Genomic DNA, 14,992 nt, shown 5'->3' with positions numbered 1-14,992 from the left:
TTAATTCAAATTTTCAAAAACAGGGATTCTACCTTCCACTGCTACTTTCGCCGCAGTTAACGGACTTGCTAAAAGTGTTCTTGCACCTTGCCCTTGTCGACCTTCGAAATTCCTGTTGGAAGTGGAAACGCAATATTCACCTTCTGGGATCTTATCTTCATTCATTGCCAAACAAGCCGAACATCCCGGCTGACGGATTTGAAAACCTGCATCATTAAATACTTTATCCAATCCTTCATCATAAATTTGTTTTGCCACTTGCTGTGAACCCGGAACCAGCCAAGCCACAATATTTTCAGCCTTTTGCTTTCCTTTGACATAATCTGCGGCAGAACGGAAATCCTCGATTCTCGCATTGGTACAACTTCCTATAAAAACGTAATTGACCTTAATTTCTGAAGTTGATTGTCCAGCGTTCAATCCCATATATTTTAGGGCCTTTTCTTCAGATTCATTTTGAGCGTTCGGAATTTTAGAATCGATGGAAATTCCCATTCCCGGATTGGTTCCGTAAGTTATCATTGGTCTGATATCTTCTGCTGAGAATTCGAATTCTTTATCAAAAACGGCATCAGAATCCGACTTTAAAGTTTTCCAATACGCTACTTTCTCTGTCCACTCCTCTCCTTTTGGCGCAAAGGTTCTGTCTTTGATATAATTGAAAGTAGTTTCGTCCGGCGCTATCATTCCGCCTCTAGCTCCCATTTCGATGCTCATATTACAGATTGTCATTCTTCCTTCCATCGACATTTCTTCAAAGACATTTCCTGCATATTCACAGAAATATCCGGTTCCTGCATCGGTTCCCGTTTTTGAAATAATGTAAAGAATCACGTCTTTTGCCTGAACATCTTTATTCAGTTTTCCTTTTACGGAAACACGCATAGATTTTGGCTTATTCATCAACAAACATTGGCTTGCAAAAACCTGCGCAACCTGACTTGTCCCAATTCCAAAAGCTATAGAACCAAAAGCACCGTGCGTGGAAGTATGGCTGTCACCACAAACAATGCTCATTCCCGGCTGAGTGACTCCCAATTCTGGTGCGATAATGTGAACAATTCCTTGATATTGATGCCCAAGTCCATATAATTCGATATTATTTTTCTCGCAATTTTCTGTCAATTGCTGAACTTGAGTTCTGGATAATTCGTCTTTTATAGGCAGTTCTTGTCCCAAAGTCGGAACGTTATGGTCTGCTGTTGCAACAATCTGATTCGGGCGAAAGATTTCTAAACCTCTCGCTTCCAATTCAGCAAAAGCCTGCGGACTGGTCACTTCGTGAATCAAATGTTTGTCTATATAAATCACCTGAGGTCCATCCGGAACGGTTTCTACAACGTGTGCATCCCAAACTTTATCAAATAATGTTTTATTTTGGCTCATTTTATTTCTATCCAATTTTTTGATTAAATGATTTCATCATATAGCTTAAATCATCATTATTAACTTCTTTTTTGGTGTCGGCAATTTTCAAAAACTCCTGATACAAAAAGTCTAACTCCACTTTTGTCACATCAAAACCAATATTTTTGAATCGATAAGCTAAAGCCGAACGTCCGCTTCTAGCCGTCAAGACAATAGAAGACTCGTTGATTCCAACTTCTCTTGGGTCGATGATTTCGTAAGTTTCTCTGTTTTTGATGACACCATCTTGATGAATTCCTGAACTGTGAGCAAATGCATTCGCGCCAACAATTGCTTTGTTCGGTTGAACCGGCATTCCCATCAAGTCTGAAACGAGATAACTCATTTCGTTCAACATTTTGGAATTGATATCAGTGAAGAAATTAAGGTCAGGATGCTGTTTGACAATCATCACTACTTCTTCCAAAGCGGTATTTCCGGCACGTTCGCCAAGTCCGTTGATAGTACATTCGATTTGTCTAGCTCCGTTGATAATTCCGGAAATAGAATTAGCAGTTGCCATTCCCAAATCGTTGTGACAATGGCAAGATAAAATCGCTTTATCAATATCTTTTACATTATCTCTCAGATATTTGATTTTTCTTCCATATTCTTCTGGCAGACAATAACCTGTCGTATCAGGAATATTAAGAACCGTTGCTCCTGCTTTGATAACTTCCTCACAAACTTTTGCCAAGAAATCATTGTCGGTTCTTCCTGCATCTTCTGCATAGAACTCAACATCATCTACAAAATTTCTGGCATATTTTACGGCTTCAACAGCACGTTCCAAAACCTCTTCTCTTGTAGAATTAAATTTGAATCTGATATGAGAATCCGAAGTCCCGATTCCTGTATGGATTCTTGGTCGTTTCGCAAATTTCAACGCTTCCGCTGCAACTTCAATATCTTTTTTATTCGCTCTCGTCAATCCGCAGACTTTGGCATTTTTCACGATTTTTGAAATCTCTTGAACCGACTGAAAATCGCCGGGACTGGAAATCGGAAAACCTGCTTCTATAATATCAACACCTAAAAAATCGAGTTTCTCTGCGATAACTAATTTTTGTTCCGTATTCAGTTTACATCCCGGGACTTGTTCCCCATCTCTCAGTGTCGTATCAAAAATTTCAATTTTTTCAGGATTCATAATAGAGTTTTTATCTAATTTTGATGTTCAAAAGTAGAATTTGATTTATTGTTTATTACGGAAACACTTCAAAAAATACAATATTCGATTTGCTCAAAATAATTTATAAAAAATTAATTATCAAGTATTTAAATATTTAATTTTTACAATGTCAGAATTACAGAAAGATTTTTTATTTGTCCTTATTAAGTCACTTTCGACCTCGGAAAAGCGACAATTTAAGCTCTATGTCAATCGTCTCGGAATTAATGTCGATGCAAAATTTCTTCTGCTTTTTTCTGAATTGGACAAAATGAAAGAATACAATGAGGAAATCATTCTTGAGAAAAAAATATCCTCGAAACAACAGCTTTCGAATCTAAAAGCGCATCTTTACAAGCAGATTTTAGTAAGTCTGAGACTCAATCCAAGTCATCAGAATAATAGAATGCAACTTCGGGAACAGCTTGATTTTGCAAATATTCTTTATCAAAAAGGTTTACACAAACAAGCCTTGAAAATCTTGGATAAAGCTAAACAATCGGCTTTAGAATTGGATGAAAAAACAATCGCTTCCGAAATCATAGAACTTGAAAAAGTAATTGAATCTCAATTCATTACACGAAGCATCGATGGACGAGCGGACGAACTTATCCGACAATCCAGCGAAATAAGTCAGCAAAACAGATATGCAACCAGACTATCTAATTTGTCTTTGAAATTATACAGCGAAATGCTGACGCACGGTTACATCAAAAATGATGAAGACCGAGAAAAAACCATTGATTTCTTTGATAAAAAAGTCACAAAAATTGACCTTAATAAACTGAATTTCACAGAAAAACTTTGGTATTACAAAGCGCACGTTTGGAAAAATCAGCTTTTACAGGATTATAAATACACTTTGAAATATGCTTATCAATGGGTAGAATTGTTTCATCAGAATCCTGAAATGATAAAAAGTCATCCTGTTTGGTACATCAAAGGGAATACTTATCTGTTCAAGATTTTGTTTATCTATGGAAGTATCAGAGGAATTGAGAAGAGTTTTGAGAAATTCAATAATGTGGTGAAATCTGAGATTTTTGTTCATAATGAGAACTCTCAATCCTTGATTTTCCTTAATTATTATAATACTTTGATGAATCTCTATTTCATCAAAGGAGATTTTTTCAAAGGCACAAAATTGATTCCCGAATTGGAATTGAAAATGGAAAAATTCCGTGATAAAGTAGATGAACATCATTTATTAATCCTTTATCTGAAAATTGCATCGATGTATTTTGGAAGTAAAAACTATCAGAACACCATAAAATACGGTTTGAAAATCATTAATTCAAAAGGGAATATTCAGGAGGATTTGCTTTTCCATACTAGAATTTTGATTTTGATGGCAAAATTCGAAGCTGGTTTTGATGACGATTATGATGACTTTGTAAAAAACACGTTGAAGTTTGCTAAAAAGATGAAAAACCCTTCGGATTTACATTTCAATATTGTGAATTTTTTCAAGCAAATCAGTGATAAAAATTCGACTGAACAGATGTTGGCTTTCAAAGAATTCGAAACACAACTGGAAGAATCCGAAAAAAACCGATACGACAAAAGAACGCTGATGTACATCGATATCCACGGATGGATAATATCGAAAGTGAGAAATGTAGATGTTATTGAGATTATAAAAGAGAAAGTTAAGACCAAATAAATATTAATTTTCTTTAAAAAAATCACTATTTTTGCATCTTAAAAAATTTCAGTCATAATGCTAAAAATTACACTTCCTGATGGCAGCATCAGAGAATATGAAGGAGCAGTTACTCCACTACAAGTTGCGCAAAGTATAAGTGACGGTTTGGCAAGAAATACCATTTCTGCAATCGTTAACGGAAAACAGACAGAAGTAGAAACCACGATAACGGAGGATTCTACAGTGCAGCTTTTGACGTGGAATGACGATATGGGTAAAAAAGCATTCTGGCATTCCTCTGCTCACTTGTTAGCTCAGGCAATTATGGAATTTTATCCTGACGCAAAGCTGACAATCGGGCCTGCAATCGCCAACGGATTTTATTACGATGTAGATTTCGGAGGAGAGCCATTGTCTGAAAAGGACTTCGAAAAACTGGAAAAGAAAATCTTAGAAAACGCTAAGAAAAATTCTACTTTCAACCTTAGAGAAGTTTCAAAAGCCGATGCTTTAAAAGAATATGCAGACAACCCTTTCAAAACTGAATTGATTGAAAATCTGCCTGATGGTGAAATCACTTTCGTAACGCACGATAACTTCACAGACCTTTGTAGAGGCGGACACATCCCTTCCACAGGAATTGTGAAAGCTGTAAAAATCTTAAATGCAGCTGGAGCTTATTGGAGAGGTGATGAGAAAAATCCTCAGTTGACAAGAGTTTATGGAATCTCTTTCCCTAAGCAAAAAGAGTTAACCGAATATCTTGAAAGACTAGAAGAAGCTAAAAGAAGAGACCACAGAAAACTAGGAAAAGAATTAGGAATTTTTGCGTTCTCAGAAAAAGTTGGTCAAGGTCTTCCACTTTGGTTACCAAAAGGTGCAGCACTTAGAAAAAAATTAGAAGAATTCCTTTCTCGAGCTCAGAAAAAACAAGGTTATGAATTCGTGATTTCTCCCCATATTGGAGCAAAAGAATTATATATCACTTCTGGACATTGGGAAAAATATGGTGAAGACAGCTTCCAGCCAATCAAAACTCCGAATGAAGGTGAAGAGTTTTTATTAAAACCAATGAACTGTCCGCACCACTGCGAGATTTATAAAGCGCAGCAATGGTCTTATAAAGATTTGCCAAAACGTTACGCAGAGTTTGGAACAGTTTACAGATATGAGCAGTCCGGAGAATTACACGGCTTGACAAGAGTTCGTGGGTTTACTCAGGATGATGCTCACCTTTTCTGTACGCCTGACCAATTATTGCAGGAATTCGAAAAAGTTATCGACCTTGTATTGTATGTTTTTGGTTCCCTTGGATTTGCTGATTTTACGGCTCAAATTTCATTAAGAGACCCAGAAAACAAAGAAAAATATATCGGTTCGGATGAGAACTGGGAAAAAGCAGAAAACGCCATCGTAACTGCAGCTAAAGCTAAAGGTCTTAAAACTGTAACTGAATACGGTGAAGCCGCTTTCTACGGTCCGAAGCTTGACTTTATGGTAAAAGATGCTTTGGGAAGAAGTTGGCAGCTTGGAACAATCCAAGTAGATTACAACTTACCTGAAAGATTTGACCTTTGGTATAACGGAAATGATAATGAGAAACACAGACCAGTGATGATTCATAGAGCGCCGTTTGGTTCTATGGAAAGATTCATTGCGATTCTGATTGAAAATACTGCGGGAGATTTCCCACTTTGGTTAAGCCCTGAGCAGTTTACGATTTTGCCTATCAGTGAAAAGTATGCAGATTATGCAAAAAAAGTTTCAGAATCATTGGAAATTCACGATATTTGCGGATTGATTGACGACAGAAACGAGAAAACAGGTAAAAAAATCCGTGATGCCGAATTAAAAAAACTTCCATTTATGCTTATTGTAGGTGAAAATGAGGAAAATAACGGTACGATTTCTGTAAGAAGAAGAGGCGAAGGAGATTTGGGAGAAATGACGATTGATGCATTCATCACCTATTTCAAAGAGCAGGCAAAACCAGCATTTGAATTAGGCTCAAACTAACAAAACCTTATAAAGAATATTAATTTTAAAATTTTAAAACCATAGCACTAAAAAGAAACAACAGCAGAGGTCCGATGAGACGTCCAGTCCAAGAAGACCTTCATCAAATCAACGATAAAATCCGTGCAAGAGAAGTACGTCTTGTGGGAGAAAACGTTGAACCAGGAGTTTATCCATTAGCAAAAGCTTTAGAAATAGCAAGAGAACAAGAATTGGATCTTGTGGTTATTTCTGATAAAGCAGAACCGTACATTTCCCGTATATTGGATTATAAAAAATTCTTGTACGAGCAAAAGAAAAAGACGAAGGAATTAAAAGCGAAGCAAGTAAAAGTAGTTGTAAAAGAAATCAGATTTGGTCCTCAGACTGATGATCACGATTATGAATTCAAGAAAAAGCACGCTGAAAAATTCTTGGAGGAAGGTTCTAAGCTGAAGACATATGTTTTCTTCAAAGGACGTTCTATCATCTTCAAGGATCAAGGAGAGATTCTTCTTTTGAAATTAGCTCAAGAATTGGAACATGTTGGAAAAGTAGATCAGCTTCCAAAGCTTGAAGGAAAAAGAATGATTATGATGATGAGCCCTAAGAAGCCTGCAAAATAATATTGATAAAATTCAATGATATAGAAAACCTCGAATTAATTTTTGAGGTTTTTCATTTGTTCCATAATTATTAAAGTTATGGTTTCAGAATTTTTTTGTAATTTTGCAAACTATTATTCCTAATTATATTAGGAATCAGAAAAAGAATATTGATAACAAACTATAAAAAGCAGAACAATGCCAAAATTAAAAACGAAATCAGGTGCTAAAAAGCGTTTTGCTCTTACTGGAACAGGTAAGATCAAAAGAAAGAATGCTTTCAAAAGCCACATCTTGACAAAGAAAGAAACTAAGCAAAAGAGAAATCTAACGCAAACTTCTTACGTTGCTGCTGTGGACACTAAGAGTGTTTTGAGACAATTAGCAATTAAGTAGTTTTTATAAATCTATATTCGGTTTATAAGAATTCAAAACAAATTCAAGAATTTAACCCTGAAATGGAGCCACTAAGAGTAATGAAATAGTTACCGCACATTTCAAAAAAACAATTAACATTATGCCAAGATCAGTAAACGCTGTAGCGTCTAGAGCGCGCAGAAAAAAAGTACTTAAGCAAGCTAAAGGTTTTTTCGGTAGAAGAAAGAACGTTTGGACTGTAGCTAAAAACGCGGTAGAAAAAGCAATGCAATATGCTTACCGTGGTAGAAAAGAGAAGAAAAGAAACTTCAGAAGCCTTTGGGTAACTCGTATCAACGCGGGAGCTAGAGAGCACGGATTATCTTACTCTCAGTTTATGGGAGCTCTTAAGAAAAACAACATCGAGCTTAACAGAAAAGTTCTTGCAGACCTTGCAATGAATCATCCAGAAGCTTTCAAAGCTGTTGTAGATCAAGTAAAATAATTACAAATCTTTGTTATCAATATCAAATCCTGAGAAATATCTCAGGATTTTTTTATTTTTGTCAACAAATTTCCAATAATGATAAAAAGAACTATTTTCTCTTTTATATTAATCGCATCTGTTCAGATTTCCAAAGCACAAACTTTCATACAAGCATATAAAGACAGGGCTAATCAGATTTCTCAAACTAATATCAATACTTATTTGCAAGAATTTGAGGCTCTCGGAGTAAAAAGAACCGGAACGACTCAAAATACTAATGCGTTCAATTGGTTAAAAACCAAATACACAGCTTTAGGTTATACAACAGCAGATTTTTTTGAGCATTCTTGGACAGCAAGTGGCTATTCTTCTAAAAACCTTATCGTTACCAAAACGGGAACTCTTTATCCCAACAAATTTGTAATTGTTTGTGGACATTTTGATTCAATTAATGGTCCTGGAACTAATGACAACGGAAGTGGAACATCTATCATTTTAGAATTAGCCAGAATTCTGAAAGATGTCCCAACTGAGTATTCTATCAAGTTTATTCATTTTTCTGGTGAAGAGCAAGGGCTTTTGGGAAGCTCCAGATATGTTTCCCAAATTGTGAATGGAACGAGTCCAAAAATGGATATAAAAGTGGTTGTAAATCTAGACCAAGTTGGCGGTTTAGCAACAAAAGCGAATACAAAACTTTATCACGACAAAGATCAAAGTAATCCATCAAGTAATAATGCAGCCGCAGCAATTGCCGTTCAGGAATTGGCTAATTGTACTTTATTATATTCTCCATTAGCAGTAGATTTTGACCCGGCAGAAAGTACAGACTATGTTCCTTTTCAGCAGAACGGGGAAATCATTACAGGTTATTGGGAATATGAAGGCGGTTACAACAATCCTTACGTTCATACATCCAATGATCTTTTAGTCAATATGGATCCTGTTTACGTTTTGAATGTTGGCAAATCCGCGGTTGGTTCAATACAGCATTTTGCAGTAGCTTCTACTACGACTTTGGTTGTAGAAGATTCGTCAATATCAAAAAAATTGGAATCTGTAGAGTTTTATCCAAATCCCGCTAAGAATATTTTGAATTTAAAAATTGATAACTCAGTTAAGAATTTTACGTTTGAAATGACTGATATGAATGGAACTCAAATTTTGACTAGTAAAGACAATAGTCATCAAATAAATATTTCTCAACTGAAACCTGGCGTTTACATTGGAACTATAACCATTGAAAACAAAAAGATCACTAAGAAAATTATTATTGAATAATTAAAATGCTTTCAAATATTAATCCTAAGAAATATCTCGGGCTTTTTTTATTATAAATATTGGGATAAGAAATCGTCCAAAAATATTAGATTTGTTCTTAATAAAAATTAGACAAGATGTTTTTATCAATAACCAAACTAAAACAAGTATCAACACTTTCATTATTAGGAATTTCTACATTATATTTTGCTCAGGAGAAAATTAATCCAGAACAAGCCAACGAAGATAACTTAAAGAGACATATTTATTATTTGGCTTCCGATGAATTACAAGGAAGACTGACAGGTTCTGAAGGCGAAACAAAGGCTGCTAAATATCTTTCAGCAGAGTTCAAAAAATTAGGATTAAAACCTTATGAAGGAAAAGAATTCATCCAAAATTTTGAATATAGTGTCAAACTAAATCCACACGATGATAAAACATCTACAACAGTAAAAGGAAAAAACGTAATCGCCGTTCTAGACAACAAAGCGGAGAAAACAATTGTAATTGGCGCACATTACGATCATCTTGGACTTAACGAACACCATAATTCGACATTAGCAAACTCACAAGGACAAATCCATAATGGTGCTGATGATAACGCATCTGGAACTGCAGCTGTTCTGGAATTAGCACGTCTATTTTCGCAAAATAAAACCAAGGAAAACGTCAATTATATTTTCGCTTTGTTCTCAGGCGAAGAAGATGGATTAATGGGTTCTAAAAAATTAGCAGAAACCATCAAAACCAACTATCCAAATATCATTTTTATGATTAATATGGATATGGTTGGACGCCTGAATAAAGATAACAATCTAACAGTTGGTGGTGTTGGAACCTCTCCTATTCTTCCTGACTTGGTGAAAAAATATAAACCAGAAAGTATTAACTTATCTCTTGATGAATCTGGTGTTGGACCAAGCGATCATACTTCATTTTATTTGAAAGATATCCCGGTTTTGTTTTTATTTACAGGAACTCATACAGATTATCATAAACCAACTGATGATGCTGAAAAAATTAATTATCCTGGACAAAAAACTATCACTAATTATGTTTTCAATTTAGCGAATGCTTTAGGGAATGAGAAAGAAATTCCTTTCACCAAAACCAAAGTTGCCGCAACCAAATCTGTCCCAAAATACAAAGTAAGTCTAGGAATTATGCCAAATTACGCAGACACCAAAGACGGAATGGGAATCGATGGTGTAATAGATAATAGACCAGCAGCCAATGCTGGAATCCTACAAGGTGATATTCTCACAAAAATCGGAACTTGCGAGGTGAAAGAAGTCTATTCTTATATGGATTGTCTGGCAAAAATGAATTCTGGAGAAGAACATCCTGTAACCGTAAAACGTAACGGAGAAGAAAAAGTCTTCACAGTAAAATTCTAACCAAATGAAAAAACCGATTGATAATTCAATCGGTTTTTTTTTATATTTACAATTCACGGATTTGGCGAAACGTCAAATTAATTCGAGGTTTCATTGGTCTGGTAGATTTGGCGATACGATGTTCCCAATGGGTTTGCAAATCACCTTTCATAATAAGCAAAGAACCGTGTTGAAGTGGCAAAGAATATTTATTCTGATGATTATCTTTTTTCCTAAAATCGAAATTCCTTACTTCCCCAAAACTAACTGACGCAATCACAGGACGATTGCCTAATTCACTTTCTTTATCGCGATGCCAAGCGACCGAATCATTACCATCTCTATAAAAATTGAGCAAAACAGAATTAAATTGATGTCCTGTCAGCTTTTGAATTTTATATTTCAAGCCCAGAAGTTCAGGCGTCCAAGCATTCACACTGAATTCATTCCCACCTAAATGATAAGATTTTTCATCATCACCATACCAAGCTGTCAAACGTGGCGTCAGAACTTCTTTATCAAATAATTTCTGTGTACTTTGTTTCCAAGGCACATTTTTTATAAGATTTTTTTCGATTTCTGTGGCTCTTTCCTCTGACAAAAAATGTTCTGTGTAATCTAATAACTCACTAGGAAACTGATAATATTCGCCTGCATCAAACAAACTGAGTTGCATATTTGTGCTATATGTTCTAAAATTATTTTGCATTTGAAACTTTGTTGTCCAATTCTTTGATATCTCTTCTAATTTCCAAAAACATATCTTTGAGATTGTAATTATCAAAATTATCGGGTTCAAAATCCTCAGGAAAAATTCCCGATGCATATTGCCAGATTTCCACAATCTCACTTAACGGAATTTCATAAGGTTTATAAAAAGTATTGTCTGCCGAAACTTCTATAGATTTTTTCTTTTGACCTTTGAATCGTTTGTAAGAAATCCCATCATTCAAAGTCACGAAAATGTAGCTTTTATTAATTTTCAAATCCTCAATATCTTCAACATATTTCCCAATAATAAACGAACCATCTTTGAAAGGTGGCATAGAATCGCCTTGTGCAGGAAAAGCTCTGTATTTTCCATTAGTCAAAAAGGGCAAAGAAATTCTCTGAAGACTTTCTATATATTCTGGGTCACTGTAACCTGACAAATAACCCATCGAAGCTTTTTGAGGAATAATTTCGATGCTGTTATTTCCTGATTCATCAACCATAATGGGAAGTACAATTCTGTTATCCGGCAGATTCATCATTTCTTCCAGAGGATATTTTCTGATGTCCACTGTTAAAAGCAAATCAATACTGATATGAAAAAACTTAGACATTGTAATGAGAACATCATACGGAGGTTCGGAACGTCCATCTTCATAGGAAACGTATCTCGACCTTGTGATAATTAATGTGTCCGCCAGCTCTTGTTGAGTTGTCATTTTCTTAGCTCTCAAAAACCTGATGTTATCTGAAAAAATAGACATTGTTATAATTTATAACAACAAATATAATAATAATGTTTTAAAATGTAACTAATTTTGACATTAAGAAATTCAATCCATTATTTTTGATATGTACGCACTCCTAGACTGTAACAACTTTTTTGTTTCCTGCGAAAGAACTCTGGATTCTACGCTGGAGAATCAGCCTGTGGTTGTTTTGTCTAATAATGATGGATGCGTGGTTTCCAGAAGCAACGAAGCTAAGGCTCTTGGAATTCCAATGGGAGCTCCCGCTTTCAAATACAAAGATTTTTTTGTACAACATAATGTCAAGGCATTTTCTGCAAAATTTGAGCTTTATAATTACTATAGTCAGCAAGTAATGGAAATGGCAAAAAGCTTTGTTTTAGATTATGAAATTTATAGCATCGACGAATTATTTCTTGACTTCCACGGTTTCAAATATTTTGATTTGAATCAATATTGTTGTCAAATCAGAAAACAGATTAAAGACGAACTCAAGCTTCCTGTCAGTATCGGTTTAGCTCCAACTAAAACGCTTTGTAAAATTGCCAATCATATAGTAAAAAAAGACACCGAAAAATATTCCGATGGCGTTTACATTATGGATTCAAAAGAAAAAATAGAATCTGCATTAAAAAATTTGGACATCGGTGATGTTTGGGGAATTGGTAGAAGAACTGCCGTAAAAATGATGGACCACGGCGTTTATAAAGCTTGGGATTTATTCGATAAACCTGAAATGTGGATCCGGAAAATAATGGGAATCCAAGGTATTAGAATGATCAATGAACTGAAAGGGATTCCTCAACTAGAACTCGATTCTCCGTCTGCAAAAAAATCGATTGTTGTGAGTAGAAGTTTTATGAAAATGATTACCGAAAAAGAAGAAATCGCAGAACGAATTGAAACTTTTGCCATCTATTGTGCGGAGAAATTGAGGAAGCAAAATTCTTGCTGTAAAGTCATCAGCGTTTTTATTCAAACCAACCGATTCCGAAAAGAATTGGGCGAATATAAAGATGGATTTTCTATTGTTTTGCCGAATCCAAGCAGTTCGTCTATTGTTTTGGCGAAATATGCTAATTCGATTTTTGAAGCGATTTTCAAAGAAGGATTTTATTATAAAAAAGCCGGTGTTATGGTTTCGAGTTTTGTTCCAGATAACGAAAGATTGATTAACCTTTTTGAAGAAGACATCGATTCTAAACATATTCCGATTATGAAAGCGATTGACAAGCTTAATTCAAAATATGGAAAAGACAAAATTCGTCTGGGCACAATGTCTGGAAAAAACACTTATGGAAGAGCAACACTTTCGCCAGAATATGAGGAATTTCTGAAGAATAATATCTTGCCCGAAGCCAATTATAGATTTCATTAAAAACAAAAAACTACCAAAATTGGTAGTTTTTATTTTATACTATTTCTGAACTCAAACCTCTGTCAAGCAACGCCTGATTCATAGGTTTAAGTTTTTCTAATGCGCCTGTTTTAACGGTACATTTTCCTTTGTAATGAACTAGAATTGTACATTGTTCCGCTTGTTCCAAAGTATGTTCACAAATCTCAATCAAACATTCTATCACAAAATCGAATGTGTTGACATCGTCATTATGAAGCACTATTTTATATACTTCATCCTCTTCTTCCATCACCAATACTTCTTCCTCGTACTGGCGTTTTGGCTGGTCGTAAGATTTATTATTATAGATTTTCATTAAGCTTCTGTAATTTCGTCTGTAATATCTTCAATTAAGGATTTGTTGTAGAACAATTCCACCAATTCCACACTTTTATTCTGCATTTTAAGAATCTTAAAATGATAAGCGTCATAATCGAATTCTTGATTTTCTTCAGGAATATCTTGCAATTCATTCAAGATAAAACCTGCTAACGTGTTATATTCTCCTTCTTCAGAAAGCGGAATTTTTCTTGGTAATTGTTCGTTGATTTCGTCCAAAGGTTGTGTAGCCTGAATCCAATAAGTATTCTCTCCTACTTTATCAACGATTTTCTCTTCATCATCTTCCTCATCTTGGATTTCTCCAACCAACTCTTCCAAAATATCTTCCAGCGTAATGATACCTTCGGTTCCACCAAATTCATCAATGACAATTGCCATATGTTGTTTCTTGAATTGGAATACCTTCAACAAATCAGAAATCTTCTTACTTCCAACAACAAAAAAAGCTTCTCTCATAAGCCCTTTCAAATCTTCGTGAGTCAATTCGCCTTTGCTTTTGATGTATTCTCTGATGATTTCTTTGGTATAGAAAATACCTACAATATTATCAATAGAACCTTCATAAACAGGAATACGAGAATAGCCGCTGTCCATTATCTGAGAAATAATTTCTTCCGTGCTATCTTCGATATCGATAGAAGAGATATTTTGTCTCGGAATCATAATTTGCTTTGCATTGTGGTCTGTAAAATCAAATGCATTTTTTATGATTTCGTAATTTTCCTCTTCAATTTCTCCGCTGTCAGCAGATTGTTTCACCAACAACTGAAGTTCTTCTGTAGAGTGAATATCGTGTTCCGAAGCTGGATGAATTTTAATCACTCTCAAAAATCCGTTAGACAATGAATTCATTAACCAAATGAATGGACGGAAAACATTGTAAAATAAATGCAACGGATAAGCAATGAAAAGTGTTGTAGCTTCAGACTTTCTAATAGCAATCGACTTTGGAACTAACTCTCCAAAAACAATATGCATCACAGTAATCAATAAGAAACTACAAACTACAGAGATTGTGGTTACTGTTGTTTGAGCTAGTTCTATATTCAATGAATGGAAAATAGATTCTATGATATGATGTAAAGCGCTTTCTCCAACCCAACCTAGTGCTAATGATGCCAGGGTAATTCCTAACTGAGTTGCTGACAAGTAAGCGTCAAGATTTTTGATAATGTTTTCGGCTTGTTTAGCCATTGTGTTTCCCTCGGCGGCTTTTAGCTGAATTTGGGAGTATCGTACTTTGACGATTGAGAATTCGGCGGCTACGAAAAAGCCATTCAGAAGAACTAAAAATAATGCAATGAGAAGTTTGACTAAACTATCGGGGTCCATTTAATGTGTTTATATACAATATCTGCAAAGATAGATATTTTTTTTAATTTGAATTTGTAATGTGTATTAAGTCTGAGAAAATGACTGAAACGCTGAATACTCGCAGCCCGACTTGAGCGGAAATCCTTTTTACGCAACGCAGTGGAGTGAAAA

General features: G+C 35.0%; 14 protein-coding genes. 8 read left to right on the top strand and 6 right to left on the bottom strand.

Translation table 11 applies throughout. The annotated features are described in order from the left end of the window. Positions 1 to 1,386 carry a 3-isopropylmalate dehydratase large subunit gene (gene leuC / locus RTY06_RS11840; protein ID WP_312825107.1) on the bottom strand — a complete coding sequence of 462 codons (1,386 nt, stop codon included), beginning with the start codon at positions 1,384 to 1,386 and terminating at the stop codon, positions 1 to 3. A 7-nt stretch (positions 1,387 to 1,393) separates the two neighbouring features. Next, positions 1,394 to 2,557 (bottom strand): 2-isopropylmalate synthase, encoded by a 1,164-nt coding sequence (locus tag RTY06_RS11835; protein ID WP_312825106.1) that lies wholly within the window; start codon positions 2,555 to 2,557, stop codon positions 1,394 to 1,396. A gap of 148 nt (positions 2,558 to 2,705) precedes the next feature. On the opposite strand from RTY06_RS11835, the gene RTY06_RS11830 reads away from it, so the two are divergent. The 7 genes from RTY06_RS11830 to RTY06_RS11800 all read left to right on the top strand — a co-directional run bounded on the left by RTY06_RS11830 (position 2,706) and on the right by RTY06_RS11800 (position 10,327). Beyond that, a complete protein-coding gene (locus RTY06_RS11830; RefSeq protein ID WP_312825105.1) occupies positions 2,706 to 4,241 on the top strand; it encodes a hypothetical protein in 1,536 nt (511 codons plus the stop codon). A 57-nt stretch (positions 4,242 to 4,298) separates the two neighbouring features. Continuing rightward, entirely contained in the window at positions 4,299 to 6,239 is a 1,941-nt protein-coding gene (gene thrS, locus RTY06_RS11825) for a threonine--tRNA ligase (protein ID WP_312825104.1), read from the top strand. Positions 6,240 to 6,313: 74 nt separating this feature from the next. Then, positions 6,314 to 6,844, top strand: coding sequence for a translation initiation factor IF-3 (gene infC, locus RTY06_RS11820; RefSeq protein WP_312825103.1), 531 nt, complete (start codon positions 6,314 to 6,316; stop codon positions 6,842 to 6,844). A gap of 177 nt (positions 6,845 to 7,021) precedes the next feature. Continuing rightward, positions 7,022 to 7,219, top strand: coding sequence for a 50S ribosomal protein L35 (gene rpmI, locus RTY06_RS11815; RefSeq protein ID WP_027384637.1), 198 nt, complete (start codon positions 7,022 to 7,024; stop codon positions 7,217 to 7,219). A 121-nt stretch (positions 7,220 to 7,340) separates the two neighbouring features. Beyond that, complete coding sequence (rplT, locus tag RTY06_RS11810) at positions 7,341 to 7,685, top strand: 50S ribosomal protein L20 (RefSeq protein ID WP_074233035.1); 345 nt, start codon at positions 7,341 to 7,343, stop codon at positions 7,683 to 7,685. Positions 7,686 to 7,763: 78 nt separating this feature from the next. Further along, entirely contained in the window at positions 7,764 to 8,948 is a 1,185-nt protein-coding gene (locus tag RTY06_RS11805; RefSeq protein WP_312825102.1) for a M28 family peptidase, read from the top strand. A gap of 116 nt (positions 8,949 to 9,064) precedes the next feature. Next, entirely contained in the window at positions 9,065 to 10,327 is a 1,263-nt protein-coding gene (locus RTY06_RS11800) for a M20/M25/M40 family metallo-hydrolase (RefSeq protein ID WP_312825100.1), read from the top strand. A gap of 46 nt (positions 10,328 to 10,373) precedes the next feature. On the opposite strand, the gene RTY06_RS11795 is transcribed toward RTY06_RS11800, so the two are convergent. Together RTY06_RS11795 and RTY06_RS11790 are read right to left on the bottom strand one after the other, a co-directional pair. Continuing rightward, complete coding sequence (locus RTY06_RS11795) at positions 10,374 to 10,982, bottom strand: alpha-ketoglutarate-dependent dioxygenase AlkB family protein (protein WP_312825098.1); 609 nt, start codon at positions 10,980 to 10,982, stop codon at positions 10,374 to 10,376. Between the two features lie 22 nt (positions 10,983 to 11,004). After that, a complete protein-coding gene (locus tag RTY06_RS11790; RefSeq protein ID WP_312825096.1) occupies positions 11,005 to 11,781 on the bottom strand; it encodes an XRE family transcriptional regulator in 777 nt (258 codons plus the stop codon). 88 nt (positions 11,782 to 11,869) lie between these two features. Here RTY06_RS11790 and RTY06_RS11785 point away from each other — a divergent pair, with 88 nt between their 5' ends. Next, positions 11,870 to 13,144 (top strand): SOS mutagenesis and repair protein UmuC, encoded by a 1,275-nt coding sequence (locus RTY06_RS11785; protein ID WP_312825094.1) that lies wholly within the window; start codon positions 11,870 to 11,872, stop codon positions 13,142 to 13,144. 34 nt (positions 13,145 to 13,178) lie between these two features. Here RTY06_RS11785 and RTY06_RS11780 read toward each other — a convergent pair whose 3' ends face one another. Both RTY06_RS11780 and RTY06_RS11775 read right to left on the bottom strand, forming a co-directional pair. Then, on the bottom strand, positions 13,179 to 13,481 hold the full coding sequence (locus RTY06_RS11780; protein WP_312825092.1) for an ATP-dependent Clp protease adaptor ClpS: 303 nt from the start codon (positions 13,479 to 13,481) through the stop codon (positions 13,179 to 13,181). Then, the gene (locus tag RTY06_RS11775) at positions 13,481 to 14,839 is read right to left on the bottom strand and encodes a hemolysin family protein (RefSeq protein ID WP_312825090.1); all 1,359 of its coding nucleotides are present in this window, start codon (positions 14,837 to 14,839) and stop codon (positions 13,481 to 13,483) included. Before RTY06_RS11775 ends, RTY06_RS11780 begins: the two co-directional genes overlap by 1 nt. Between the last annotated feature and the right edge of the window lie 153 nt (positions 14,840 to 14,992).

Source organism: Epilithonimonas sp. (assembly GCF_032055105.1).
Lineage (GTDB): Bacteria > Bacteroidota > Bacteroidia > Flavobacteriales > Weeksellaceae > Epilithonimonas.
This window is presented reverse-complemented; position numbering and strand designations above follow the sequence as displayed.